This is a genomic window from Azoarcus olearius (genome assembly GCF_001682385.1).
GTDB classification, from domain to species: Bacteria; Pseudomonadota; Gammaproteobacteria; order Burkholderiales; family Rhodocyclaceae; genus Azoarcus; species Azoarcus olearius.
The window spans coordinates 2879867-2905993 of sequence record NZ_CP016210.1 but is presented as its reverse complement, the minus strand read 5'-3'; the positions used below and the strand labels follow the sequence as shown (position 1 = coordinate 2905993).

Below are 26127 nucleotides of genomic sequence, written 5' to 3'. Positions count from 1 at the left end.
CATGGCCGCGCCCGCCAATCCCATGCTGTGGCGCACCGGCCTCGTCGGTTACGGCGAGGTCGGCCGCATCCTCGCGGAGGATCTGCGCGATCAGGGGCTGCGGGTGCTCGCCTACGATCTCAAGCTGGACGGCCCGCAGGCTGCGCCGCTGCGCGAGCACGCTGCAAAGCAGGGTGTGGCGCTGGCTGGGTCGCATGCCGAACTGGCCGCCGAGGCGGACCTGATCGTTTCCGCCGTGACTGCCAGCCAGGCGGTGCCGGTGGCCGCGGCGTGCGCGCCGGCGATGCGCCAGGGCAGCTTCTTCCTCGATTTCAACTCGGCCTCGCCGGGCGCCAAGATTCGCGCCGCCGGGTTGATCGACGGGGCAGGGGGGCATTACGTCGAAGGCGCGGTGATGACCTCGGTGCCGCCGTACCGCATCCGCGTGCCGCTGCTGCTCGGCGGCCCGAGCGCGGTCGCGCTGGCGCCGGCGTTGAGCGAACTAGGCTTTTCCGCCCGCGTGGCGTCGGACCGGCTGGGCGTGGCCTCGGCCACCAAGATGTGCCGCAGCGTGATGATCAAGGGTCTGGAAGCGATGGTGATCGAGAGTTTCACCGCGGCGCGCGCCTATGGCGTGGAGGACGCGGTGGTGGCCTCGCTGCAGGAGACCTTTCCCGGCATCGACTGGGAAAAGCAGGCCAGCTACTTCTTCCAGCGCGTGATCGAGCACGGCCGCCGCCGCGCCGAGGAAGTGCGCGAAGTGGCGCAGACGGTGCGCGAGGCCGGCCTCACGCCGTGGTCCGCCACCGGCACCGCCGAGCGCCAGGCCTGGGTGGCGGACCTCGCCGACGCCGGCGTGTTCGGCGCGCGTGGCAGCAAGGGCTTTGCCCGCAGCGCCGACTGGCGTACCGAGGCCGACCGCATCCTGGCCGGCGTCGAATCGAATAACAAGGCGTGAGCCCACGGGCCGCGACATTCACACCTGCAAGGACAAAGACATGGAATTTGAGAAGACGCCCGGCTGGCTCGACTGGTACGCCGGCCCCTCCAGGCCCCGCTTCAAGCTGCCGGCCGGCGCGGTCGATGCGCACTGCCACGTGTTCGGCCCGGGTGCGGAGTTTCCGTACGCGCCGGAGCGCAAGTACACCCCGTGCGATGCGAGCAAGGTGCAACTCTTCGCGCTGCGCGACCACCTCGGCTTCGCCCGCAACGTGATCGTGCAGGCCACCTGCCACGGCGCCGACAACCGGGCGATGGTCGATGCCTGCAAGGCTTCGGGTGGCAAGGCGCGCGGGGTGGCGACGGTGCGCCGCACGATCACCGACCAGGAACTGCAGGACCTGCACGCCGCCGGCGTGCGCGGCGTGCGTTTCAACTTCGTCAAGCGCTTGGTGGATTTCACCCCCAAGGACGAGCTGCTGGAAATCGCCAACCGCATCGCGCCGCTGGGCTGGCATGTGGTGATCTATTTCGAGGCGGTGGATCTGCCCGAGCTGTGGGATTTCTTCACCGCGCTGCCGACCACGGTGGTGGTTGACCACATGGGCCGCCCGGATGTGTCCAAGCCGGTGGATGGCCCGGAGTTCGAGCTGTTCGTGAAGTTCATGCGGGACAATCCCAACGTCTGGTCCAAGGTGAGCTGCCCGGAACGCCTGTCGGTGACCGGCCCGAAGGCGCTCAACGGTGAGCAGGCCGCCTATCGCGACGTGGTGCCGTTCGCAAAGCGCATCGTCGAGGAATTCCCCGATCGCGTGCTGTGGGGCACCGACTGGCCGCATCCGAACCTGAAGGACCACATGCCGGACGACGGCCTGCTGGTGGACTTCATTCCGCATATCGCTGTCACGGCGGAACTGCAGCAGAAGCTGCTGGTGCATAACCCGATGCGGCTGTATTGGCCGGAAGAGGTTTGAGTTTGTTGTCTGGCTGTTGGGGCGCTTGATCGGCTCGGGGGCGAGCCGCGCCGCCGGGGGTGTTCCTTCCGTCCGGCTGCGGAACTCGCTCACTGCGCTCGCTCGGACAGTCCTCGCCGGCTCCAGGAACACCCCCACCGTCACGGCTCTGAGTGCCACGCCGGGCGTTTGATGGGCTGGAAGTACAGAGAAGCAGAGGCCGAGAGTTGAGTGGAGTTGCTCCGTCCCCTTCGAGGGGTGAGACAGGGGTTTCGGCAAGCACTGCTTGCCGCCTGTCGAACGACGGAGCGAAGCGAGGGCTACCGGGTTGGCCTGATTTGCTCCCTCCCCTTCAAGGGGAGGGTTGGGGTGGGGATGGGGTTGTGTGGTGGCGCTGAACGATACCCCATCCCCCTCCCAGCCTCCCCCTTGAAGGGGGAGGGGAAAGACACCTAGCCGCCCGCCGCGATTTAGTCGCACAAACCGTTGAGCAGCGCCGGTTCTGAACAGAAAGGACCGCCTTCAACGAAAGAAAAGGAGGAGAACCAACATGGCTCTCGACAAACCGTACAAGGACATCCCCGGCACGATCATTTTCGATGCCGACCAGTCCCGCAAAGGCTACTGGCTCAACCAGTTCTGCATGTCGCTGATGAAGGCCGAGAACCGCGCCCGCTTCAAGGCGGACGAGCGTGCCTATCTCGACGAATGGCCGATGACCGAGGAACAGAAGCAGGCGGTGCTCGCCCGCGACCTCAACTGGTGCATGCGCACCGGCGGCAACATCTACTTCCTCGCCAAGATCGGCGCCACCGACGGCCTGAGCTTCCAGCAGATGGCCGGCAGCATGACCGGCATGACCGAAGCCGAATACCGCGACATGATGATCAAGGGCGGTCGCAGCCCAGAAGGCAACCGCTACCTCGGCGAGGATGGCGACGCCCAGGCCCACCGCCAGCCGCAAGGCGCCGCCGGCAAGCACAAGGACTGAACATGGCCAAGATCACCGCATCCGTCTATACCTCGCACGTGCCCGCCATCGGCGCCGCGATCGACCTCAAGAAGACCGGCGAGGCTTACTGGCAGCCGCTGTTCGCTGGTTACGAGTACTCCAAGCAGTGGATGAAGGAGAACACGCCCGACGTGATCTTCCTGGTCTACAACGACCACGCCACCGCCTTCAGCCTGGATTTCATCCCCACGTTCGCGATCGGCACCGCGGCGGAATTCACCCCGGCGGATGAAGGCTGGGGCCCGCGTCCGGTGCCCAAGGTCATCGGCCATCCGGAACTCGCCTCGCACATCGCGCAGAGCGTGATCCAGCAGGATTTCGACCTCACCATCGTCAACAAGATGGACGTCGACCACGGCCTGACGGTGCCGCTGTCGTTGATGTGCGGCGAACCCCAGGCCTGGCCGTGCCCGGTGATTCCGTTCGCGGTGAATGTGGTGCAGTACCCGGTGCCGTCCGGCCGCCGCTGCTTCCAGCTCGGGCAGGCGATCCGCAAGGCGGTGGAATCGTATGACGACGACCTCAAGGTGCAGATCTGGGGCACGGGCGGCATGAGCCACCAGCTGCAGGGCGCGCGCGCCGGGCTGATCAATGCCGAGTGGGACAACCGCTTCCTCGACCGCCTGATCGCCGACCCCGCCGACCTCGCGCAGATGCCGCACATCGACTACGTGCGCGAAGCCGGCTCAGAGGGCATCGAACTGGTGATGTGGCTGATCGCGCGCGGCGCGATGAGCGACGTGGCTGGCGGCCCGGCGCCCACGGTGAAGCACCGCTTCTTCCACGTGCCGGCGTCCAATACCGCGGTCGGTCACCTGATCCTGGAAAACAACTAGGCGTTCCGGCCTGGCCGGAATCGACGAGGTCGCTCCGGCGCAGGCGATGCCCCGCAACAGGGGCTGCTTCGCACACATGACAAACGGGGGTATTCAATGAGCAAGACGATCAAGGTTGCGCTGGCCGGCGCCGGCGCTTTCGGCATCAAGCACCTGGACGGCATCAAGAACATCGACGGCGTGGAAGTGGTGTCGCTGATCAGCCGCGACCTGGAAAAGACGAAGGAAGTGGCCGACAAGTACGGCATCGGCCACGTCACCACCGACCTCGCCGACAGCCTCGCGCTGCCGGAAGTCGACGCGGTGATCCTGTGCACCCCGACCCAGATGCACGCTGCCCAGGCCATCCAGTGCATGAAGGCCGGCAAGCACGTGCAGGTCGAAATCCCGCTGTGCGACAAGCTCTCCGACGGCGAGGAAGTCGCCCGCCTGCAGAAGGAAACCGGGCTGGTGGCGATGGTCGGCCACACCCGCCGCTTCAACCCCAGCCACCAGTGGGTGCACAAGAAGATCGAAGCCGGCGAGTTCAACGTCCAGCAGATGGACGTGCAGACCTACTTCTTCCGCCGCACCAACATGAACGCGCTCGGCCAGCCGCGCAGCTGGACCGACCACCTGCTGTGGCACCACGCCGCCCACACCGTGGACCTGTTCGCCTACCAGGCCGGCAGCCCGATCGTGAAGGCCAACGCCATCCAGGGCCCCATCCATCCGACCCTGGGCATCGCGATGGACATGAGCATCCAGCTGAAGGCCGCCAACGGCGCGATCTGCACGCTGAGCCTGTCCTTCAACAACGACGGCCCCCTCGGCACCTTCTTCCGCTACATCGGCGACACCGGCACCTACATCGCGCGCTACGACGATCTGGTGAACGGCAAGGAAGAGAAGATCGACGTCAGCAAGGTCGACGTCTCGATGAACGGCATCGAACTGCAGGACCGCGAATTCTTCGCCGCCATCCGCGAAGGCCGCGAGCCGAACTCCAGCGTGGCCTCGGTGTTCGCCTGCTACAAGGTGCTGCACGATCTGGAACAGCAGCTCAACGCGGGTTGAGCCGCTGCGGACGACGCCGCCCTCCCTCCTCTCGGGGCGGCGTCGTCTTTCCTTTTTTGTGGGAAGGGTCGCGGGCTGGAGTCGTTGCTTCTGGCCCTTCACGGGGTGCGGCAGGGGTTTCGGCAAGCACTTCGTGCCGTCGACCGAACGGACGGTGGCTCTTGGCACCGGCTCCCGGGCTGGCCGGACCTGCTCCCTCCCCTTCAAGGGGAGGGCTGGGGTGGGGATGGGGTTAGCGCGACACTAAAGGCAGTTTGGCGCTCAACCCAACCCCATCCCCATCCTATCCTTCCCCTTGAAGGGGAAGGGACCTTCTAACTGACGTGGTTGTAATGTGGATTGCATGCGGGGGCCAAGGCTCAGCAGCGATAGCCTCTGCGGCACATTGATTGTTGTTCGAATGTCCATAACAGGAGCCCCCATGCACCACCGCACTCTCGGCCCCTTCCAGGTCGGCGCCATCGGCCTGGGCTGCATGAATCTCTCGCACGCCTATGGCGTCCCGCCGTCACCCGAGCAGGCGGAGGCGGTGTTGCTGCGGGCGCTCGATCTTGGCGTCACCCATTTCGATACCGCCGCGCTGTACGGCTTCGGCGCCAACGAAACCCTCGTCGGCCGCGTGCTCTCCCCGTATCGCTCGCGCTTCACGCTGGCGAGCAAGTGCGGCATGACTGGCGTGGATGGCAAGCGCGTCATCGACGGCCGCCCCGAAACCCTCAAGCGCACCTGCGAAGAGGCGCTCGCCCGCCTGCACACCGACGTCATCGACCTCTACTATCTGCACCGCTGGGACAAGCAGGTGCCGGTGGAGGACAGCGTGGGCGCGCTCGCCGACCTGGTGCGCGAAGGCAAGATCCGCGCGATCGGCCTCTCGGAAGTGTCCGCCGACACCCTGCGCCGCGCCCACGCGGTGCACCCGATTGCCGCGCTGCAGACCGAATATTCGCTGTGGACCCGTAACGCCGAGATCGCGGCGCTCGATGCCTGCCGCGAACTGGGGGTGAGCTTCGTTGCCTTCAGCCCGGTGGGGCGCGGCTTCCTGGCCGCGGCGCTGTCGTCGCCGGCCGACGTCGCCGCGTTCGACGCCAAGGACATCCGCCGCGCGATGCCGCGCTTCCAGGGCGACAACTTCATCGCCAACCTGCGCCTGCTCGAGGGCTACAAGGCGCTGGCGGCGGAAGCCGGCTGCACACCGGCGCAGCTCGCGCTGGCATGGCTGCTGGCCAAGGGCGGGCACATCCTGCCGATCCCGGGTACCACCCGCATCGCCCACCTGGAAGAGAACCTCGCCGCCGCCGAAGTCCGCCTGAGCGCCGGGCTGATCGAGCAGGTGGAGGCGCTGATCAACCAGGCCACCGTTGCCGGCCCGCGCTACAACGCTGCGACGCAGACCGAGATCGACACCGAGGAATTCTGATTTCCTTCCGCGCGGCGGCGCTGCGCACTGCGCAGGCCGCCGCTTCCGGGCCGCGCCGCGCCTTCGGGCGGGGCGCGGCCTGTTTTTCGAGGAGCGTGTCGTGCTCGACATCCTGGCCATCACCGGGCCGATCTTCATCGTCATCGCAATCGGCTTTGCCGCGGTGCGCAGCGGGCTGTTCGCCAAGGCGGATACGCGCGCGCTCGGCGCCTTCGTCATCAACATCGCGCTGCCGGCGGTGCTGTTCAAGGCGCTGTCGCAGCGCAGCTTCGGCGAGGTGATGAACCCGACCCATCTCGCCGCCTACGCCATCGGATCGCTCGCCGCCTTCGGCGTTGGCGTGATGGTGATGCGGGTGCTGCGCCGCCAGCCCATGCCCAAGGCCGCCATCGTCGGCATGGGAATGGCGATGTCCAACAGCGCCTTCATCGGCTTTCCGGTGGCGCTGCAGCTTTTCGGCCAGGTGGCGGCGGTGGGGCTTGCGCTGGCGCTGATCGTCGAGAACCTGATCCTGCTGCCACTGGTGATCGCGCTGGCGGAAAGCAGCGGCGACAACGGTGCCAAGCTCGGCCGGGTGGTGGCGCAGACCTTCGCGCGGCTGCTGAAGAACCCGATCGTGCTCGCCATCCTCGCCGGCTTCGGTGCCTCCCTCCTCGGGCTGCGCCCGCCGCTGATGCTGGCGAAGGCGATCGACATGCTGGCGCTGGCGTCGGCGCCGGTGGCCCTGTTCGTGATCGGCGGCGCGCTGGTCGGCCAGAAGGTGGGCGGCATGGTGGCCGACCTCGGCCTGATCGCCGCCGGCAAGCTGGTACTGCATCCGCTGGCGGTGCTGACAATGTTCTGGCTGCTGCCGCCGGTCGATCCGGTGCTGCAGATGGCCGGGGTGCTGTTCGCCAGCGCGCCGATGGCGACGGTCTATCCGATCATCGGCCAGAAGTACGGCCAGGATGGGATGTGCTCGGCGGCGCTGGTGGTGACCACGGTTGCCTCCTTCGTCACCCTCAGCGTGGTGGTGGGCGTGCTGCGGGCAGGCGCGCCGATAGCGGCGGGTTAGCCGAGCAGTTGCAGCGCGAGCTGCGGGATGGCGTTGGCCTGGGTGGTCATCGCAATGCCCGCGTTCTGCAGGATGGTCTGCCGGGTGAGGTTGGCGGTTTCGGCGGCGAAGTCGGTGTCGCGGATGCGCGAGCGCGAGGCGCTGGCGTTCTCGGCCGCGTTTTCGAGCCGCGAGATGGTGGATTCCATGCGCGACTGCAGTGCGCCGACGCGCGCGCGCTGCCGGTTCACATAGTCGAGTGCGCGGTCCACCGCGCGGATCGCGCTCTGCGGGCTGGTGGTGAGGTCGGTGCCGGCGAGACCGAGCGCGCCGATGTTCATCGCTCCGATCATCGCGGTGATGTCCTCGCCGCCCTTGGCACCCACCTGGAAGATGAACTCGTTCTGGCCGGCACCGCCGCCGATTTCCGGCATTTTCAGGTTGAAGCCGAAGAAGCTGCCGCTGTCGGCGACGATGCTGGCCGCGGTGTAGGTGTTGCCGCCATTGGCGTCTGCACCGCCGATTGCGCCGGTATCGCTGTTCGACAGATCGACGCCGAAGGCGGACTTGAGCGAGGCGCTGACACTGGCCTGGCTGGTGGTGTCGATGCTGGCGAAGGCGGAATTCACCGCCGCCTTGAAGGCGGCTTCGTTGGCATAGGTGCCGCCGCTGGCGCTGTTGATCGCCTGGTCCAGCGTGTCGCCGGCCGCGAGCCGCGCCATCACCGCCTTCACGCCCATGCCGCGGTCCATGAAACGCATCGCCAGGTAGCCGGCGGAATAGCCGGGCGAACCGGAGACGTCGTCCGCGGCGAAGGCGCCCGACACCGCAGTCAGGTTGGCGGCGTAGGTGCCGCCGCCGAGCAGGTCGCCGGCCACGCGTTCGTCCGCGCCGTGGATGTATTCCGCCGCGCCTTCCTTGAACCAGCTCGGCAGCGAGCTGAAGTTCATCGTGCGGCCCATCACCGCGTGCACCATCTCGTGCGTGATGATGCGGTCGTTGTACATCGGCGCCGAGCCGCCGTTGGGCGGATTGGCCGGCACGAAATCCGCCATGTCGATGTTGAGCGTGAGGTTGAGCGAGCGGCCCTGGCCATCCACGCCCACGTAGCTCACCGAGGCGAGCACGCCGCCGGCGGCATCCTCGTACAGGTTCACGTCCATGTCGGCGCCGTCGCCCTGCAGGCCGTAGAAGTCGCGGATGCGTTCGGTCGCGGCGCCGGCCCAGTCCTGCAGGCTGTCGAGCACCGCACGCTTGTCGGGGTCGCCGCCGATGGAGCTGCGGCCCTGCGAGAACAGCTTCTGGCCGTTGAATTGGGTATGGGTGCCGATCTGGTCCACGCCCTGCAGCAGCTGGTTGACCTCCTGCTGCAGCGCCGCCTTGTCGCTGGCGGAGTTGGTGGCGTTGGCCGCCTGCACGGCGAGTTCGCGCACTCGCTGCAGCGCGTCCGACACGCTGCCCATCGCGCCTTCGGCGGTCATCAGCAGCGAGATGCTGTCGTTGGCGTTGCGCCGCGCCTGGTTCAGACCCTTGATCTGCGCGGTCATGCGCTCGCTGATCGCCAGCCCCGCGGCGTCATCCTTGGCGGAATTGATGCGCAGGCCGGACGACAGCCGCTGCAGGCTGGTCGCCAGCCCTTGCGAGGACTGGGTCAACTGGCGCTGCGAGAACAACGTGGCGGTGTTGGTCTGGATTCGCATCGAAGGCGGGGAAACTCGGCTCGCATGATTGCGTCGAGCCTCATATCGGCCGCCCTCGGCGAATATTTAGCACTTCGGTTACAACTCCGCGGGCCGCCCGGTGCCCGCCCACGCGCTGGCGCGTGTGCTGCGCGGGTTACTCCCGCAGCCCGGTTTCCAGGTCGCCCGCGCGGCGTTCGCGCAGGCGCCATTCCTCGGCGAGCCGGACGATGCTGCTGCGTAGCGCCGCACCCATGCCGGTGTCCGCGCTGTGGCTCAGCGCCTCCAGGCTGCGCGCGATCTGGCGGGCGTCGCTGTGGGAGGGCGCGATCGCCTGACGCGACAGCAGGCCGAGCAGGTCGGCGAGCGCCGGCTGGTGCTCGATGTTGCCGCCGCCGCAGGCCGCGGTGCGGCCGGCGTTGTCGAGCAGCGCGCCCAGGCGTGCCAGCGCGCGGCGGCCGTTGTCAGCGGAGCGCGCGCTGCCGGTGGCGAGATGATGGGCGATGCTCGCGCGCAGTTCGTCGATCAGCGGGTCGAGTTCGCGGGGCGAAGGCGGGGCGTCATCGGTGGCGGTGGACATGCGGACATCCTGCGTAAAACGGGGGGGATGAGGCAGTTTCGGCGACAAGTCGACGCGCGGTCAATGCCCCGCCGGCAAGTCTGGTGGCATGATCGGGACAGCGCCGGCGCGCGGGCAATCCAACCCGCGGTGCACTTGCCGCCGGCATCGCACTTCCCTCGCTTGCGGAGAATCGCGTCATGAAGAAATGCATCGCGTTGCGCCACGTCGCCTTCGAAGACCTCGGCGTGTTCGAACCGGTCCTGCATCAGGCCGGCTACCACATCGACTATCGCCAGGCGGGCATCGACCGCATCGGCGCGGCCGAAGCCGCTGAAGCCGACCTGCTGGTCATCCTCGGCGGCCCGATCGGGGTCTATGAGACCGAGGCCTATCCCTTCGTCGCCGACGAGATCGAACTCGCCCGCGCCCGGCTGGCAAGCGGCAAGCCGCTGCTCGGCATCTGCCTCGGCGCCCAGCTGATCGCCGCCGCTGCCGGCGCGCGGGTGTATCCCGGTCCGGCCAAGGAGATCGGCTGGAGCGCGCTGACGCTGAGCGCGGCGGGGCGCGACTCGGTGCTGGCTCCACTCGGCGCACCCGGCGTGGCGGTGCTGCACTGGCACGGCGACACCTTCGATCTGCCCGAAGGTGCCACGCTGCTGGCCTCCACGCCGCTCACGCCGCACCAGGCCTTCCAGCTTGGCGAGGCAGTGCTGGCCTTGCAGTTCCATCCCGAGGCCGACCCTGCCGGCATCGAGCGCTGGCTGATCGGCCACGCCTGCGAACTTGCCCACGCCCGGGTTTCGCTGGCCGCGCTGCGGGCCGACACCGAACGCTACGGCGCGGCCTGCGCCACCGCCGCGGGCACCTTGCTGCGCGACTGGCTCGTGCGTGCCGCCGGCTGAGCCTACAGCAGGTTCAGCGGCAGCTTGAGGTAGCGCACGCCGTTGTCCTCCGGCGGCGGCAGGTGGCCGGCGCGCACGTTCACCTGCACCGCCGGCAGTATCAGCACCGGCATCGCCAGGGTCGCGTCGCGCGCGTTGCGCAGCGCCACGAAGGCGGCCTCGCTGTTGCCGTCTCCCACGTGGATGTTGCCTGCCCGCTGTTCGGCCACGGTGCTGACCCAGGCCGGCGCGCGACCGTCAGGCGGGTAGTCGTGGCACAGGTGCAGCCGGGTGTGCGGCGGCAGCGCCAGCAGCTTCTGGATGGAACGGTACAGCGTGGCCGCATCGCCGCCGGGAAAGTCGCAGCGCGCGGTGCCGTAGTCAGGCATGAACAGGGTGTCGCCGACGAAGACGTCGTCGCCCACGCGGTAGCTGATGCAGGCTGGCGTGTGGCCCGGGGTGTGCATCACCTCCACTTCGAGCTCGCCGATGTGAAAGCGCTCGCCGTCGGCGAACAGGCGGTCGAACTCGCGGCCCTCGGTGCCGAGGTCGTGGGCATTGAAGATGCGCTTGAACACCGCCTGCACCTCGCGGATGTGCTCGCCGATGGCGGTGCGGCCGCCCAGCGCCTGCTGCAGGTAGGGCGCGGCGCTGAGGTGGTCGGCGTGGGCGTGGGTTTCCAGCAGCCACTCCACCGTCAGTCCGGCCGCGCGCACGTGCCCGATCACGCGGTCCGCCTGCGTGTGGCGGGTGCGCCCGGACTTGGGGTCGAAGTCGAGCACGCTGTCGATGATGGCCGCGCGCCGCGTCTGCGGGCAGGCCACCACGTGCGTGACGGTGCAGGTTTCGTCGTCGAAGAAGGACCGGATGTCGGCGGGCTGCGGCGCGGAGGTCGTCATGGTCAGCTGGAATATAAAGAAGTGCTTATATTCTAGCTGCTGATTTCGGACATATCACGTCCGCCGCCGCGTTTCGGCCTCCGGCCTGGAGGGGAACCAACCCGAGGACCGACCGTGGAACCCGATCCTGAAGCAGGGAGCGGCTGGCCGCTCCCTGCTTCAGGCCGCAGCCCCCGCGAGATCGAACGCCGGGTCTGCCGCCTGTGCCGCCGTCAGGCTGTTGCCCTTGTCGAGCAGTTTGCGGCCGAGCATGTGTACCTGTGGCTGGTTGATCGAATCGATCGCCACCAGTTTGCCGGTGCGGAAGTAGAACACCGAGAAGCGCTGGCTTTCGACCTCGCCACGGCTGACGACCTGGTCGTAGCCGGCGGACAAGCCCACCATCTGCAGCTTGACGTCGTACTGGTCGGACCAGAACCAGGGGGCGGCGTCGAAGCGGCGTTCCTTGCCGAGCAGCGCGGCGGCGGCCGATTTGCCCTGTTCCACCGCGTTCTGCACCGATTCCAGCCGCAGCAGGCTGCCGTCTTCCAGCCGCCGCGCGGTGCAGTCGCCGCTGGCGACGATGCGCGGGTCGGCGGTGCGCGAGCAGCCGTCGACCACGATGCCGCGGTTGCAGGCGAGTCCGGCCGCTTCGGCGAGTTCGCTGTTGGGCAGGATGCCGATGCCGACGATCACCAGGTCGGCGGGGAATTCGCGGCCGTCGGCGGTGCATACGGCGGCGACCGCGTCCTGCGCCGGGCCGGCCTTGCCGCGCAGCGCCGACACGGCTGCACCGAGTTCGATGGCGACGCCGTGGCCGCGGTGCAGCGCGGCGTAGAAATCCGACACCGGCGGTGCCACCACCCGCGCCATCAACCGCCCGGCGGCCTCCAGCACGGTGACCTGTTTGCCCTGCTTGGCGGCGACCGCGGCGAATTCCAGGCCGATGAAGCCGCCGCCGATCACCACCACGCGCTGTGCCGCGGCCAGCGCGGCGGCGATGCGGCGGGTGTCCTCCAGCGTGCGCAGCGCGAACACGTTGGCGAGGTCGGCGCCGGGCACCGGCAGCGGCCGCGCGCGCGAGCCGGTGGCGAGCGCGAGCGCGGCGTAGGCGAGCTTGCGGCCGTCGGTCAGCGTGAGCAGGGTGTTGGCGCGGTCGATGGACTCCACGCCGACGCCGGCGACGAACTCGATCTGCTTCTTCGCGAGCGCCTCGGGCGCGCGGATGGTGAGCTGCGCCTCGCTCGCCTCACCGGCGAGATAGGCCTTGGACAGCGGCGGGCGATGGTAGGGCGGGCAGGGCTCGTCGCCGATCATGACGATCACGCCGGCATAGCCCTCGCTGCGCAGCGATTCGGCCACCTGCAGCCCGGACTGGCCGGCGCCGACGATGACCACCGGGCCGTTGCCCGGCAGGCCGGCGCCCTCGGGGCCGGCGATGAGCGGCGCGTCCATGCCTCAGCTCTGGTTGACGGGCAGGCGCAGCACGATGCCTTCCAGCGCCGCGGTGGCCTTGATCTGGCAGGACAGGCGGCTGGTCGGGCGGCGTTCGGCGGCGACGTTGTCGAGCATCGCCAGTTCGTTTTCGGCGGCGGCCGGCACGCGCTCGGCCCAGGCCTCGTCCACGTAGCAATGACAGGTGGCGCAGGCGCAGGAGCCGCCGCATTCGGCCTCCATGCCGTCCACGCCGTTCGACATGGCGGCCTGCATCAGGCTCCAGCCTTCGGGGACGTCGATCTGCTGTTCGTTGCCGTTGGGTTCGATGTAGGTGACGGTGACCATGGTTGTCTCCTCTGTTCTGGGTGGGGTGAATGCGAAAACATCCGCCGCGGTGCGCACGGCGCCGCGGCGGATAGGGCAGGGCGGATCAGGCGCGCGCCAGTTCCAGCCGCAGCGGGCTGCGGAAGGTGGAGGACGGCATCCACGGCAGGTGTTCCTGCACGCGCACGTAGTCCGGCACCACGCGGTGGAAGGCGTTCATCGCCGCCTTCACCGAGATGCGGGCGATGGTGGTGCCGAGGCAGGCATGCACCGCACCGCCAAAGCCGAGGTGGCCCTTGGGCTTGCGGCCGATGTCATACACGTCCGGATTGGGGAACTGGCGTTCGTCGCGGTTTCCGGAGCCGTAGGCGAGACAGACGAAGTCGCCTTCACGCATGGTCTGACCGTGCAGGGTGTGGTCGCGCGTGAGGCAGCGGCGGAAGCGCTGCGCCGAGGTGTTGAAGCGCAGCGACTCCTCGATCGCATCCACCAGCAGGTCGGGATTGGCGACGCACTGGCGTCGGGCGTCGGCGTGGTCGGCCATGTTGAGCGCGAACATGCCCATGAAGCCGCCGAGCGATTCGATGCCGGCCATGATCAGCGTCGTCACGGTGAGCAGCACCTCGCGCTCGTCGAGGCGGTCGCCGTCGATTTCGGCCATCGAGAAGTGCGAGATGAGGTCGTCCTTCGGGTTGGCGCGGCGCTCGGCGATGACCTTGCTGGCGTAGTCCTGCATCCAGTTGTAGGCGGCGATGTGCTCCGGGCCCTTCTGCCGGGTGGCGGCGTCGGACTGCACCATGGTCACCGCCTTCTCGCGCACCAGCGCCTCGTCGCCGAGTGGCAGCCCGAGCGCGGCGAACAGCACCCGCACGGTGAACTTCGACGAGAAGTCCTCGATGAAATCGAACTGCTTGAGGTCGGCCAACGGAGCCGCGGTTTCGCGCGCGATCTGGCGGATCGGCTCGGCCAGGCTTTCCAGGTTGCGCTTCATGAAGGCGTGCTGGACCAGGCCGCGCAGGCGGTCGTGGCGCGGGGGATCGGTGGTGCCCAGGGTGGCGCCGGCACGGTTGGGCAGCTCGGTCATCAGGTTGCCCTTGGCCGAGGAAAAGGTCTGCCAGTCGTTGAGCGCGGTGACGATGTCGGCGTAGCGCGACAGCACCCACATATTGGCTTCCTTGCTCCAGAAGCAGGGATGCTCATCGCGCAGCGTCTTGTAAAAAGGAAACGGATCCGCATCCACGGCGGGGGAGTACGGGTCGAAGCTGAACATCGTGTGTCTCCGTTCGTTATTGGTAGATTCCGCTTGAAATCGCCACTTGCCGGCGATCGCGTGGATACACTATAGGGAGTGTGGTTATTCGAGTCAGTGCAATAAAGTCGGAACGAATTGCACTTTTCGATCAAAACGGTTTCGCTTTTCACGGTGCGCCGCAGCATGACGACCCCTTCGCCCGCCGCCGTCCGGCTGCCTCCTTCCGCCGCCCGCCAGCGCGCCGTGCCCGACTTCGCGCTGTACGGCGAAACCGCGACCTCCGCGCTGGAGCTGATGCATATCGAGGAAATCGAACTGCGCAGCAGCCTGTACGAATGGGAGATCGAGCCGCATGTGCACCGCGGCCTCTACCAGGTGATCTGGGTGGGCGACGGCATGGCGCAGGTGGCGCTGGACGAATGCCAGGAGCAGGTGGCGGGGCCGGCGGCCATCGTCATCCCGCCCGGTGCGGTGCATGGCTTCCGCTTCGCGCCCGGCACCCAGGGCATGGTGCTCACGCTGGACGGCCGCTTCCTGGTGGAAGGCGATCTCGAAACCGCGGGCGAATCCCTGCGCCAGCTCTTCGCCGCGCCGCGGCTGCTGCGCCTGGACGGCGGCGAGGAGGGCGACGCCGCCACCGCGCGCCGGCTGGACGGCTTGCTGCGCCAGCTCGCCGAGGAATTCCCCGCGCCCGATGCCGCCGATGCGCCAGTGGCGCGCTGGCTGGCGCAAGCGGTGGTGTGGCGGCTGGCGCAGGGCTGCGCGCGCAGCGTGTCGGCGGCGGCCGCCGGCAAGCGCGGCCGGCATCACCAGGCACTGCTCACCCGCTTCCTGCTGCTGGTGGAGGAGAACTTCCTGGCGCATTGGCCGCTGTCGCGCTACGCCGCGCAGCTAGGCCTCAGCACCCCCAGCCTCAACCGCCTGACGCGGGCCGCGAGCGGCCGCCCCGCGCTGGAATACCTTCACGACCGCCTCACCCGCGAGGCCTGCCGCCGGCTGGTGTATACCGCGGCGCCGGTTAGCCGCATCGCGCTCGACCTCGGCTTCGAAGACCCGGCCTACTTCTGCCGGTTTTTCAAGCGCCGAACCGGGGATAGCCCGAGTGGATACCGCGAGCGGCAGGGGAGGTGAGGAGGGCGGCGGGGCTGGTTGGGGTCTGGCCGACGCTGGGGGAAGGGCCTGGAGGATGGGGTTCGGCCACGCGCGGCGGGTCACGTTTTTTATCAAACCACCATTTGAGAGGCAGGTCCGCTCCGGCGGCCGTTATCCACTCAGTGGCGGCCTTCGGCCGGAGCGGACGCCCAGTTGACGGAACATGACTGGCCGGGCTCGGCCAGCAAGAGACATTCGTGCCTTCGGAAAGATGGTCAGCAAGCGGCAGCTACTGGGTTTGGAAGCCGCCGTTCGCTGTACCTACCGTTTGCTGCTGGTAGAGAGCGCCGAAGTCGAATCCGACAGGATGCTCTGGGGTCCGTTCCAGCCTCCCCTTCCGCGCGGCGTTGGCGCTGCTCGACGGTTCTTTGACCCTCGGGACGTGACAACGACCCCCACGGCCGTCACACCAGCGAGCTAAACATTCGTCGGTATGCAATGTCCTAGCAATTGTTTTCATGCGTCACCGCCACACCCCCCTCCGCAGCCGGCCGGAGAGCGAGGAGGAAGGAAACGATGAGACATGATGAATCCGATAGCGTGAGGGGCCCGCTTGCCCCATCGGTGTATAGACGGGTGTTTGAAGCGACCCCTGCGCCGTATTTGCTCATGGCACCCGATTTCACCATCGTCGCGGTCAATGAGGCCTACCTGAAGGCGACCCTGACCCGGCGCGAAGAAATCCTTGGGCGGTACATGTTCGAGGTCTTCCCCGACAACCCGGCGGACCCGTTTGCCCAAGGCGTCGCTGCCCTGAAGGCATCGTTGGAACGCGTGCTGCAGACCGGCAAGACGGACACCATGCCGGTGCAGAAGTACGACGTCCGGCGGCCGGCCGAGCAGGGGGGCGGTTTCGACGAACGCTACTGGAGCCCGGTCAATTCTCCGGTCCTCGGCGATGACGGCCGAGTCCTCTACATCATTCACCGCGTCGAGGACGTCACGGACTTCATGCGCATGAAGCAGCAGGCCGCCGCCGAGACCAAGGATAGCGAGGCCTTGAGCCGACGCATCCATGAGCTGGAAGCCGAGATGTTTCAGCGCGCTCGGGAACGCGTCGAGACCAACCGACGGCTGCACGAAGCGAACCAGAGCCTGGCCGCGCTCGACCGGGCGAAGACGGCCTTCTTCAGCAACGTCAGTCATGAGTTACGCACCCCGCTGACGCTGATGCTCGGCCCGCTCGAAGACATCCTGCAGCAAGCAAGCGGCCTCGACGACGCACAGCGCGAAGAACTGGAGCTCGCCCATCGCAACGCGCTGCGTCTGCTCAAGCTCGTCAACACGCTGCTCGAATTCGCCCGCATCGAAGCCGGACGCGTCGCCGCGCGCTACGAGCCGACCGACCTTGCAAGTTTCACCAGTGAGCTTGCGAGCGTCTTTCGCAGCGCAGTCGAACGCGCCGGGCTGAGCCTGATTGTCGATTGCCCGCCGCTGTCCGAAATGGTTTACGTCGATCGCGGCATGTGGGAGCAGATTGTCCTAAATCTAATCTCGAATGCGTTCAAGTTCACGCTGCACGGGGAGATCGTGGTGCGTCTGCGCGCCCGGGGCGATCACGTCGAGCTGCGGGTCCGTGATACCGGCACCGGGATTCCCGAGCATGATCTACCCCATCTGTTCGAGCGGTTTTATCAGGCCGAGGGCCGTCACGGGCGCACGCAGGAAGGCGCGGGGATCGGACTCGCACTCGTCCACGAGCTAGTCCATTTGCATGGGGGGACGGTCCGCGCATATAGCCGCGAGGGCGAGGGCTCGATGTTCTTCGTCAGCATTCCCTTCGGCGACACCCACCTGCCCGCTGAACACGTGTTTGCCGAACAGCTCCGCACCAGCGTTTCCCGCGGCGCCGAGCTGTATGCGGGCGAAGCGCTCGCCTGGCTGTCGCCGGCGGCCTCGCCGAACCTGCCGGCCAACGCCCAGGTACTTACCGCGCCGCGAGCGCGCATTTTGCTCGTGGAAGACAACGCCGACCTGCGTGGCTACCTCTGCCGTATGCTCGGCCAGCACTACGAGGTCGAAACGGTGGCCGACGGCCAAACTGCGCTGGCTACCATCCACTCCCGTCGGCCGGACCTCGTCGTCGCCGATGTGATGATGCCCGGGATCACCGGCATCGCGCTTGTCCGTGCACTGCGCAAGGATTCCCGCACACTGACTCTGCCGATCATCATCCTCTCGGCACGTGCCACGGAAGAGGCCCGGATCGAGGGCATCCAGGCTGGAGCCGACGATTACCTCGTCAAGCCGTTCAGTACCCGCGAGCTGCTTGCTCGTGTCGCCGGCCTGCTTGCGCAGTCCGAGCACGCCCGGCGCATCCAGGTGTTGCGGGCCGAGGCCGAGGCTATCAAGGCGCACTTGGAGATGATCCTCGAAAGCATCAGCGATGCTTTCGTCGCCGTCGATCGGGACTGGCGAATTACCTTCGTGAATAACAAGGCGGCGCAGGAGTCCGGTCAGGCGAGAGAGACCTTGATCGGCAAGGATCCGCGACAAGCATTCCCGGCCGCTCAGAGGGACCCGGTCAGGACGCTGCTCGAGCATACGATGCAGGCGCGCACGCCGGAGCGCATCGATTACCTCAATCCGACGACCAAGCGCTGGTGGGAGGTACGCGTCTTTCCGTCGCCCGAAGGGCTCGTCGTGTTCTGCACCGACATTACCGAACGGAAGGCGGCGGAAAGGATCGCCCAGCACGATCCGCTGACGGGCCTGCCCAACCGTGCGCTGCTGTACGAATTCGCCGAGCATCTGCTGGCGGCCGCGACCCGTGAAAGGGCAGGCGCCGCGGTCCTCTTCGTCGACCTCGACCGCTTCAAGCCGATCAACGATACCTACGGCCATCAGATCGGCGACGCGGTGCTCAAACAGGTGGCAACTCGGCTCGGTGAGTGCATCCGCGGCGGCGACCTGATTGCCCGTCTCGGCGGTGACGAGTTCCTCGCCGTGCTGGCGAAGATCGGCAGGGCGGAGGATGCGGCGAGCGTGGCGCGCCACGCCCTCGATCACCTCCGACAGCCTTATCGGGTCGACGGCCTCGAACTGACCGTGACCCCGAGCATCGGCATCAGCCTGTTCCCGCAGGATGGCGAGGAGATCGAGGAGCTGATCCGAAATGCAGATGCCGCGATGTACCACGCCAAGGAGAACGGGCAGAACGACTTCCAGTTCTTCCGCGCCGAGTTCAACGATCGAATGCGCGAGGCCTTGCGCATCGAAAGCCGCTTGCGTCAGGGCTTGGCCGACCGGGAATTCGTCCTCTTTTACCAGCCCGTGGTCGACACCGAAACAGTTGAAGTGGTCGGTGCCGAAGCCCTGCTGCGCTGGCCGGCAATGAACTCGGAGCCCGGACAGTTCATTCCCGTCGCCGAAAAGGCAGGAATGATCCGGCCCTTGGGCAATTGGGTGTTGCAGGAAGCCTGCCGGCAGCAGCGCGAGTGGGCGGACAAAGGCGGCCCGTCCGTGCCGATCGCGGTGAATGTATCGCCGCTGCAGTTCCGGCAGAAAAATTTCGTGGCCAGCGTCGGCGATGCGCTCCAACGCAATGGCTTGTCGCCCGCGAGCCTGCGCGTCGAGGTAACTGAGGGCACGCTGATGGCGGATGCCGAGGCAGCCCGCCACATTCTGTCCGGCTTGCAGGCGATCGGGGTCAAGGTGGCGCTCGACGATTTCGGCACCGGCTATTCGAGCCTCGGCTATCTGAGCCGGCTGCCGATCGACATCCTCAAGCTCGACCAAACGTTCGTCCAGGGGATCGGGCGTCACGACGCCAGTACCGCGGTGGTCGAAGGCATCATCGCCCTCGGCCGTTCACTCGGACTGGAAGTAATCGCCGAAGGTGTCGAGTCGGCTGAAGTCGCAGCCTTTTTGCGCGAGCATCACTGTGATCGCAGCCAAGGCTTTCACTTCTCGCCGCCGATGCCGCCGGAACAGTTCGAGCGGTGGTGGGCAGATCGGGCGGTGTGACCGAACAGTCATATTGCCGGAAAGCCCGCTATGCGATCAAAAAGCCGCCACAGATGTTGCGAACGTCATACGTCTGTTTAGGGTCGGTAGCTGCCTGAGAGTCGCACCTAAATGGCCGGCAGCTGAGGCCGAGCTGCCGCCTCTCGTGCAATTCGCTGTCGTACGACAATCCCTGACGAAGGCCAGATCCGGTACTGAGCCATCCCATCCGGCATCTTGCCGTAGCTGGATTCCGACGGACCTTCCCCCTCAGCCCGCCGACCGCATCGCACCCCCACTCCCCACTTCCCCCACCACCGCCTCCAGCTCCGCCCGCAACCAGCAATGCACCGGATCGTGCCGGTCGCGCAGGTGCCAGATCGCGTACATCGGTAGCGGTGGCGCGGTGAGCGGCAGTTCGCAGCTGGCGAAGTCGCGCATCAGGCTGCTGCGCAGCAGGCCGGGGACGGTGGCGAGCAGGGCGCTGCCGCGCAGGAAGGACGGGATGCCGGCGAAGCCGGGGACGGTGGCGACGAAGCGGCGTTCGATGCCGCGGGTGGCGAGGCCCTGGTCGAAATCCAGTGCTCGGCGGGGCTCATACACCACGGTGACGTGCTCGGCGGCGAGGTAGTCGGCCAGCGAGGCGGGCGCCTCGCGTACCGCGGCGTCGTAGAACACCCGGTAGCTGTCCTCGAACAGGCGCTTGTGCAGGATGTCGCCGGCGTCCGGCGGGCGCGGCGAGATCACGAGGTGGCAGTGGGCATCGCGCAGCATTTCCGGCGTGGGGATGTCGGAGGGGATCACCCTTAGCGCCACGCCGGGCGCGGCGGCGCGCAGGCGGGCGAGCAGGCGCGGCAGCAGCAGGTCGCGCTGGAAGTCGTTGGCGGCGATGGTGAAGGTGGTGCGGAGCGACGCGGGGTCGAAGGCCGGGGCGGCGGCGAAGCGGCGCATGTCTTCCAGCAGCACCCGCGCCTGCACCGCCAGCGCTTCGGCGCGCGCGGTGGCGACGATGCCGCGCCCCGATTTGACGAACAACGGGTCGCCGACGATGGCGCGCAGCTTGCCGAGCAGGTGCGACACGGCGGACTGGGTGACGCCCAGGCGTTCGGCGGCGCGGGTGATCGAGCCTTCCTCCGTTACCGCGATCAGCAGCGCCAGCAGATGGCCGTCGAGATGGGTGTGGTCGGGCGTGGGCGAGGGCGCCGCCGCGGCAGATCGATCGAATTTGCTCATGATTGGAATGAGTTTCCCTGTGTTTATCCGTGAAGTCCAGCCGCCGATACTGATAACCCTACTCACAACAAGGACGAGGAGAGGCGGATGGCCACCCGGCAGAAACGCGAGATTCCCGGCACGTCGATCTTCGACGGCGAACTGGCGCAGAAGGGCTACGCGCTCAACAAGATGTGCTTCTCGTTCAACAGCGCGGACAACCGCGCCGAGTTCCAGCGCGACGAGGCGGCCTACTGCCGCAAGTTCGGGCTCAACGACGAACAGGAAACCGCGATCCGCACGCGCAATGTGCTCGGCCTGCTGGCCGCGGGCGGCAACGTGTATTACCTGGCGAAGTTCGCCGGCATTCTGGGACTCGACGTGCAGGACCTGGGCGCCGCCCAGACCGGCATGACCAAGGAAGCGTTCAAGGCCATGCTCGTGGCCGCGGGGAAATAAGACATGGCAAAGATCGTAGGCAGCATCACCACTTCGCACGTCCCGGCCATCGGCCGCGCCCTCGCCGGCAAGCTGCAGGACGACCCGTACTGGAAGCCTTTCTTCGACGGCTTTCCGCCCGTGCATGCGTGGCTGGAGAAGGTGAAGCCGGACGTGGCGGTCGTGCTGTACAACGACCACGGCCTCAACTTCTTCCTCGACAAGATGCCCACCTTCGCGGTGGGCGCGGCCCCGCAGTACCACAACGCCGATGAAGGCTGGGGCATTCCCACGCTGCCGCCCTATCAAGGCGATCCCGCGCTGTCGTGGCAGCTGATCGAAGACCTGGTGGCGCGCGAGTTCGATATCACCACCTGCCAGGAAATGCTGGTGGACCACGCGTTTTCGCTGCCGCTGAAGCTGCTGTGGCCGGCGTCCGAAAGCTGCCCGGTGCGCACCGTGCCGGTCTGCATCAACACCGTGCAGTACCCGCTGCCCTCGGCGCGGCGCTGCTACAAGCTGGGCAAGGCCATCGGCGAGGCGATTGCCGGCTGGGATGACGACCTGCGCGTAGTGATCATCGGCACCGGCGGGCTGTCGCATCAGCTCGATGGGGAGCGCGCCGGCTTCATCAACAAGGACTTCGACCTCGCCTTCATGGAAAGCCTGATCGCCGACCCCGAGTGGGCGACGCAGTTCTCGATGGAAGAACTGGTGGAGAAGACCGGCACGCAGGGCGTGGAACTGCTGATGTGGCTGGCCGCGCGGGCCGCGCTGCCGGGCGCGGTGCGCAAGGTGCACGCCAACTACCACATCCCCATCTCCAACACCGCGGCGGGGCTGATGGTGATCGAAACGGTAGCCTGAGCGCCGCCGTCCGCTTCCCCTCGTGCCGCCCCGCGCGGCACTCCCGGGCCGGCTCCACCTGTGGGGCCGGCCTTTCTTATGGTGTTGTCGCGGAGAACGGCGATATCAGCAGCCCAGCTATTTCGATCTGCTATAGCTGATAGTGTGACCGAAGTCTTCTACATCACTGGCGGACGCGGCAGACTGTCCTCGGTGTGAAATCGGGTTCGAGAGTCCGGCGTCCGACCGGGCCGAACCCCGTCAGTCAAACGAGGAGACGCTGATGAAAGTCCGTAACCTGGCGCTGGGCATTGCCGCCGCCATGCTGGTTCCTGCCGCCGCCCATGCGCAGGAGGTTGTCCTGAAGGTGGCGCACTTCCTGCCGCCGGTGTCGCCCGCGCACACCAAGTTCATCACCCCCTGGTGCGACAAGGTCGCCGCGGAGTCGCAGGGCAAGATCAAGTGTCAGCTCTACCCGGCGATGCAGCTCGGCGGCACCCCGCCGCAACTGCTCAACCAGGTGCGCGACGGCGTGGCCGACATCGTGTGGACGCTGCCGGGCTACACCCCGGGCCGCTTCCCGGTCTCCGAAGTGTTCGAACTGCCCTTTGTCGCCACCACGCCAGAAGCCACCTCGCGCGCGCTGTGGGACTTCGTGCAGAAGAACGCGATGAGCGAATTCGCCGGCATGAAGCCGCTGGCCACCTGGGTGCCGGGGCCTTACGTCTTCCACTTCCGCGACAAGCAGGTGAAGACGCTGGAAGACCTGAAGGGCATGAAGGTGCGTGCGCCGTCGCGCCTGGGCAACCGCATGCTGACCGCGCTGGGCGCCACGCCGGTGGGGATGCCGGTGCCGCAGATGGCCGAAAGCCTCTCCAAGGGCGTGATCGAGGCGGGCATGATCCCGTGGGAAGTGGTGCCCTCGACCAAGACCCACGAGCTGACCCGCTTCCACGCCGAAGCCTCCGACCAGAACGCCATCCTCACCTCGACGATGGTGTTCGTGATGAACCAGAAGAAGTACGACAGCCTGCCGCCCGAGCTGAAGAAGGTCATCGACAACAACAGCGGGCGTGAAGTGTCGGCCTGGGTGTCCACCCAGTTCAAGGACGCCGACACCGCCGGCCGCGAAGCCACCGCCGCCCGTGGCAACACCATCTACGCCATCGCCCCGGCCGAACTCGCCCGCTGGCGTACCGCCACCAAGGAAGTGGACGACGAGTGGATGAAGGAAGTGGCCGCCAAGGGCGTCGACGGCAAGAAGATGTACGACGAGGCGGTTGGCCTTGTGAAGCAGTATTCAAAGTAAGGACGCGCCGGCGTCCTGCTGGGCACCGGGGTGCCGCGAATCGGATCCCCGGTGCCAATCCAAGTTTCCTGAATCTGTTCTGGAGTCCTTCATGGCTGAGTCCTTGGAGCAGCCCCTCGTCGTTCCGGCGGGACCCGTCGGCAAGACCGTGGAGGTGGCGTGCGCCACGCTCGCGGTGCTTGGCGGCGCCATCTTCATCATCGAGTCGGTGATGTCTGTTGTCAGCATCATCGGCCGTTCCCTCTTCAAGATGCCGGTGCCCGGCGACTACGAGCTGGTGCAGATGATGTCCGCGATGGGCATCGCGATGTGCCTGCCCTACTGCCAGCTGCGCAAGGGCCATGTGTTCGTCGATTTCTTCACGCTGTGGGCGCCCGCCGGCTTGAAGCGCGCCCTCGACGCGATCGCCGCGCTGCTGCTCGCGGCCTCGTCCTTCTTTCTCGCGTGGCGGGTGTGGGACGGGATGCTGGAGATGCGCGAGTACGGCGAAACCTCGATGGTGATCGCGCTGCCGGTGTGGTGGGGCTACATCCCGGTGGTGCCGTCCTTCGTGCTGCTCGGCATTGCCGCGCTGCAGACCTTCATGCTTGAACTGACTTCGGAGACCCGGTCATGACCGGAACCACGATCGGCCTGACGATGGGCGTGGTGATGATGGGCATGCTGGCCCTGCGGGTGCAGATCGGCATCGCCATGTTCCTCACCGGTGCCATCGGCTACGTGTGGGTATCGGGCTGGGACCCGCTGCTCGCGTATCTGAAGAACGCGCCCTATGGCCGCTTCTCGCTGTACGACCTGTCGGTGGTGCCGCTCTTCCTGCTGATGGGCCAGTTCGCCACCCACGGCGGGCTCTCGCGCGCACTGTTCAAGGCGGGTAACGCCTTCATCGGCCACTGGAAAGGCGGCATGGCGATGGCGGGTGTCGGCGCCTGCGCCGGCTTCGGTGCGATCTGCGGTTCGTCGCTTGCGACTGCGGCGACGATGTCGCACGTGGTGATGCCGGAGTTGAAGCGCCACCAGTACAAGGCCAGTCTTGCCGGGGGGGCGCTGGCGGCTGGCGGCACGCTCGGAATCCTGATCCCGCCATCGGTACCGCTGGTGATCTACGCGATCCTCGCCGAACAAAACATCGCCAAGCTGTTCCTGGCCGCTTTCGTGCCCGGCATCCTGGCCGCGGTGGGCTACATGGTGGTGATCGGCATCGTCACGCGGCTCGACCCGGAAGCGGGCGGCCCCGGCAGCCCCAGGCACAGCTGGCGCGAGCGCATCTCCACGGTGATCGACACCTGGCCGGTGTTGCTGATCTTCATGGTCGTGATCGGCGGAATCTACAGTGGACTCTTCACGCCGACCGAAGCGGCCGCGGTGGGCGTCATCGCCACCGGCATCGCGGCGTGGAAGTCCGGCGGGCTCAAGGGCGAAGGGCTGATGCAGTGCATCTACGGCACGGCCACCGGCACCGGCATGATGTTCCTGATCCTGCTCGGCGCGGACATGCTCAACTCCTTCATGGCGGTCAGCCAGATGCCGGCCGAAGCCGCGGCGTGGGTGGAGAGCATGGGCTTCGGTCCCTTCACGGTGCTGTTCGCGATCATCGCCATCTACCTGCTGCTGGGCTGCGTGATGGACAGCCTGTCGATGATCCTGCTGACCGTGCCGATCTTCCTGCCGATCATCCTGGGTATGGACTACTGGGGCCTCGGCCTGGAGGAGAAGGCGATCTGGTTCGGCATGCTCGCGCTGGTGGTGATGGAGGTGGGCCTGATCACGCCGCCGGTGGGGATGAACGTCTATATCATCAGCTCGATGAACAAGGACATCCCGATGGCCACGATCTTCCGCGGCGTGATGCCCTTCCTCGCCTCAGACATCGCCCGCATCTTCATGCTGGTGTTCTTCCCCAGCATCTCGCTGGTGGCGTTGCGCGTGTTCAGCTAGCCGCGCGGCGCGCAGGAGGATGGGAAAAAAAAAGGGCGGTGCCTGCGGGTGCCGCCCTTTTTGTTTGCGCAGGCGGCACAGGCGGAAGCGCGGCTCCGGCGAGAGGCTCAGCTTGCCGGTGGCTCCACCGCCTGTTCCTGCGCGGTCGATTCCCCAAACCGCTCGAACACCAACTGCCGCAGCCAGCGGTTGGCCGGGTCGCGGTGGTAGCGGCCGTGCCAGAAGAGGTTGATTGCGATCTCCGGCAGCTTGGCCGGATGCGGCACCGACACCAGGCCGAAGGGTTCCACGCAGCGGGCGGCGAAGCGTTCCGGCACGGTGGCGATCATGTCGGTGCTCTGCAGGATGTGGCCGACCGCGATGAAGTGCGGCACCGTCAGCCGCACCCGGCGCTGGATGCCGGCGCGCTCCAGCATCGCGTCCACCTGGCTGTGGCCGGTGCCGCCGGACACCACCACCACATGGTCCAGCGCCGAGAAGTTCTCCAGCGTCAGCGGCAGTGTCACCGCCGGGTGCTGTTTGCGGAACATGCAGACGTAGCGCTGGTGGAACAGCCGGCGCTGGTAGAAGCCCGCCTGCAGATTGGGCAGCAGGCCGATGGCGAGATCCACCGTGCCGGCCTCCATTTCGTCGCGCAGCGTGGCGCCGCTGTTGCGCACGGTGCTGATGCGCACGCCGGGCGCGATCTCGGCCAGCGCGTCCATCAGCACCGGCAGGAAGTAGATCTCGCCGATGTCGGTGACCGCCAGCGTGAAGCTGCGCTGGCTGGTGGCGGGGTCGAAGCGGGCCTGCTGGTTGAGTGCGCCGTGCAGGGTGCCGAGCGCGTAGGCCACCGGTTCGGCCAGTTGCAGCGCGAAGGGCGTCGGTTCCATGCCGCGGCCGGTGCGCACGAAGAGTTCGTCGCCGAGCATCGCGCGCAGGCGCTTGAGCGCGTTGCTAACCGCCGGCTGGGTGAGGCCGAGGGTGTCGGCCACGCCGGACACCCGGCGCTCGGTCAGCAACTGGTTGAAGACCACCAGCAGGTTGAGGTCGATGTCGCGCAGTTCCAT

At 67.1% G+C, this 26127-nt stretch carries 23 protein-coding genes; 15 read left to right on the top strand and 8 right to left on the bottom strand.

The features are described from left to right. Position 1 precedes the first annotated feature (1 nt). The 7 genes from dqs_RS13290 (at position 2) to dqs_RS13260 (ending at position 7246) form a co-directional block, all read left to right on the top strand. Entirely contained in the window at positions 2–937 is a 936-nt protein-coding gene (locus dqs_RS13290; protein ID WP_065340788.1) for a DUF1932 domain-containing protein, read from the top strand. A gap of 40 nt (positions 938–977) precedes the next feature. After that, positions 978–1892 carry an amidohydrolase family protein gene (locus tag dqs_RS13285; protein WP_065340787.1) on the top strand — a complete coding sequence of 305 codons (915 nt, stop codon included), beginning with the start codon at positions 978–980 and terminating at the stop codon, positions 1890–1892. Between the two features lie 529 nt (positions 1893–2421). Then, positions 2422–2862 carry a protocatechuate 4,5-dioxygenase subunit alpha gene (gene ligA / locus dqs_RS13280; protein WP_011766265.1) on the top strand — a complete coding sequence of 147 codons (441 nt, stop codon included), beginning with the start codon at positions 2422–2424 and terminating at the stop codon, positions 2860–2862. 2 nt (positions 2863–2864) lie between these two features. Next, positions 2865–3719 carry a class III extradiol dioxygenase subunit beta gene (locus tag dqs_RS13275; RefSeq protein ID WP_065340786.1) on the top strand — a complete coding sequence of 285 codons (855 nt, stop codon included), beginning with the start codon at positions 2865–2867 and terminating at the stop codon, positions 3717–3719. Between the two features lie 96 nt (positions 3720–3815). Continuing rightward, positions 3816–4775, top strand: coding sequence for a Gfo/Idh/MocA family oxidoreductase (locus dqs_RS13270; RefSeq protein WP_011766263.1), 960 nt, complete (start codon positions 3816–3818; stop codon positions 4773–4775). A gap of 421 nt (positions 4776–5196) precedes the next feature. Continuing rightward, positions 5197–6192, top strand: coding sequence for an aldo/keto reductase (locus tag dqs_RS13265; RefSeq protein WP_065340785.1), 996 nt, complete (start codon positions 5197–5199; stop codon positions 6190–6192). A gap of 100 nt (positions 6193–6292) precedes the next feature. Next, complete coding sequence (locus dqs_RS13260; RefSeq protein WP_065340784.1) at positions 6293–7246, top strand: AEC family transporter; 954 nt, start codon at positions 6293–6295, stop codon at positions 7244–7246. On the opposite strand, the gene dqs_RS13255 is transcribed toward dqs_RS13260, so the two are convergent. Both dqs_RS13255 and dqs_RS13250 read right to left on the bottom strand, forming a co-directional pair. Continuing rightward, positions 7243–8925, bottom strand: coding sequence for a flagellinolysin (locus dqs_RS13255; RefSeq protein WP_065340783.1), 1683 nt, complete (start codon positions 8923–8925; stop codon positions 7243–7245). The two genes, dqs_RS13260 and dqs_RS13255, sit on opposite strands and share 4 nt — an antisense overlap. A 136-nt stretch (positions 8926–9061) precedes the next feature. Beyond that, entirely contained in the window at positions 9062–9484 is a 423-nt protein-coding gene (locus dqs_RS13250; protein ID WP_011766259.1) for a hypothetical protein, read from the bottom strand. A 179-nt stretch (positions 9485–9663) separates the two neighbouring features. Between dqs_RS13250 and dqs_RS13245 the strand changes: the two genes are divergently transcribed. Continuing rightward, the gene (locus tag dqs_RS13245; RefSeq protein WP_065340782.1) at positions 9664–10368 is read left to right on the top strand and encodes a glutamine amidotransferase; all 705 of its coding nucleotides are present in this window, start codon (positions 9664–9666) and stop codon (positions 10366–10368) included. Positions 10369–10370: 2 nt separating this feature from the next. Here dqs_RS13245 and dqs_RS13240 read toward each other — a convergent pair whose 3' ends face one another. The 4 genes from dqs_RS13240 to dqs_RS13225 form a co-directional block, all read right to left on the bottom strand. After that, positions 10371–11246 (bottom strand): MBL fold metallo-hydrolase, encoded by an 876-nt coding sequence (locus dqs_RS13240; protein WP_065340781.1) that lies wholly within the window; start codon positions 11244–11246, stop codon positions 10371–10373. Positions 11247–11405: 159 nt separating this feature from the next. Beyond that, complete coding sequence (locus dqs_RS13235; protein ID WP_065340780.1) at positions 11406–12680, bottom strand: NAD(P)/FAD-dependent oxidoreductase; 1275 nt, start codon at positions 12678–12680, stop codon at positions 11406–11408. Positions 12681–12683: 3 nt separating this feature from the next. Further along, the gene (locus tag dqs_RS13230; protein WP_011766255.1) at positions 12684–13007 is read right to left on the bottom strand and encodes a 2Fe-2S iron-sulfur cluster-binding protein; all 324 of its coding nucleotides are present in this window, start codon (positions 13005–13007) and stop codon (positions 12684–12686) included. 85 nt (positions 13008–13092) lie between these two features. After that, positions 13093–14256 carry a cytochrome P450 gene (locus dqs_RS13225; protein WP_065340779.1) on the bottom strand — a complete coding sequence of 388 codons (1164 nt, stop codon included), beginning with the start codon at positions 14254–14256 and terminating at the stop codon, positions 13093–13095. 165 nt (positions 14257–14421) lie between these two features. Here dqs_RS13225 and dqs_RS13220 point away from each other — a divergent pair, with 165 nt between their 5' ends. Continuing rightward, positions 14422–15369, top strand: coding sequence for a helix-turn-helix domain-containing protein (locus dqs_RS13220; protein WP_065341736.1), 948 nt, complete (start codon positions 14422–14424; stop codon positions 15367–15369). Between the two features lie 630 nt (positions 15370–15999). Then, positions 16000–19356 carry an EAL domain-containing protein gene (locus dqs_RS13215; protein ID WP_065340778.1) on the top strand — a complete coding sequence of 1119 codons (3357 nt, stop codon included), beginning with the start codon at positions 16000–16002 and terminating at the stop codon, positions 19354–19356. A 249-nt stretch (positions 19357–19605) separates the two neighbouring features. Here dqs_RS13215 and dqs_RS13210 read toward each other — a convergent pair whose 3' ends face one another. Beyond that, positions 19606–20568 carry a LysR family transcriptional regulator gene (locus dqs_RS13210; protein ID WP_065340777.1) on the bottom strand — a complete coding sequence of 321 codons (963 nt, stop codon included), beginning with the start codon at positions 20566–20568 and terminating at the stop codon, positions 19606–19608. A gap of 87 nt (positions 20569–20655) precedes the next feature. Between dqs_RS13210 and dqs_RS13205 the strand changes: the two genes are divergently transcribed. The 5 genes from dqs_RS13205 to dqs_RS13185 all read left to right on the top strand — a co-directional run bounded on the left by dqs_RS13205 (position 20656) and on the right by dqs_RS13185 (position 25078). After that, positions 20656–21006: a protocatechuate 4,5-dioxygenase subunit alpha gene (locus dqs_RS13205; protein WP_011766250.1), complete on the top strand. Its 351-nt coding sequence runs from the start codon at positions 20656–20658 to the stop codon at positions 21004–21006. 3 nt (positions 21007–21009) lie between these two features. Next, complete coding sequence (locus dqs_RS13200; protein ID WP_065340776.1) at positions 21010–21852, top strand: class III extradiol dioxygenase family protein; 843 nt, start codon at positions 21010–21012, stop codon at positions 21850–21852. A 262-nt stretch (positions 21853–22114) separates the two neighbouring features. Further along, positions 22115–23140 (top strand): TRAP transporter substrate-binding protein, encoded by a 1026-nt coding sequence (locus dqs_RS13195; protein WP_065340775.1) that lies wholly within the window; start codon positions 22115–22117, stop codon positions 23138–23140. A 91-nt stretch (positions 23141–23231) separates the two neighbouring features. Then, the gene (locus tag dqs_RS13190) at positions 23232–23756 is read left to right on the top strand and encodes a TRAP transporter small permease (protein WP_065340774.1); all 525 of its coding nucleotides are present in this window, start codon (positions 23232–23234) and stop codon (positions 23754–23756) included. After that, positions 23753–25078, top strand: coding sequence for a TRAP transporter large permease (locus tag dqs_RS13185; RefSeq protein WP_065340773.1), 1326 nt, complete (start codon positions 23753–23755; stop codon positions 25076–25078). Before dqs_RS13190 ends, dqs_RS13185 begins: the two co-directional genes overlap by 4 nt. A 107-nt stretch (positions 25079–25185) precedes the next feature. On the opposite strand, the gene dqs_RS13180 is transcribed toward dqs_RS13185, so the two are convergent. Then, positions 25186–26127: a LysR family transcriptional regulator gene (locus dqs_RS13180; protein WP_065340772.1), complete on the bottom strand. Its 942-nt coding sequence runs from the start codon at positions 26125–26127 to the stop codon at positions 25186–25188.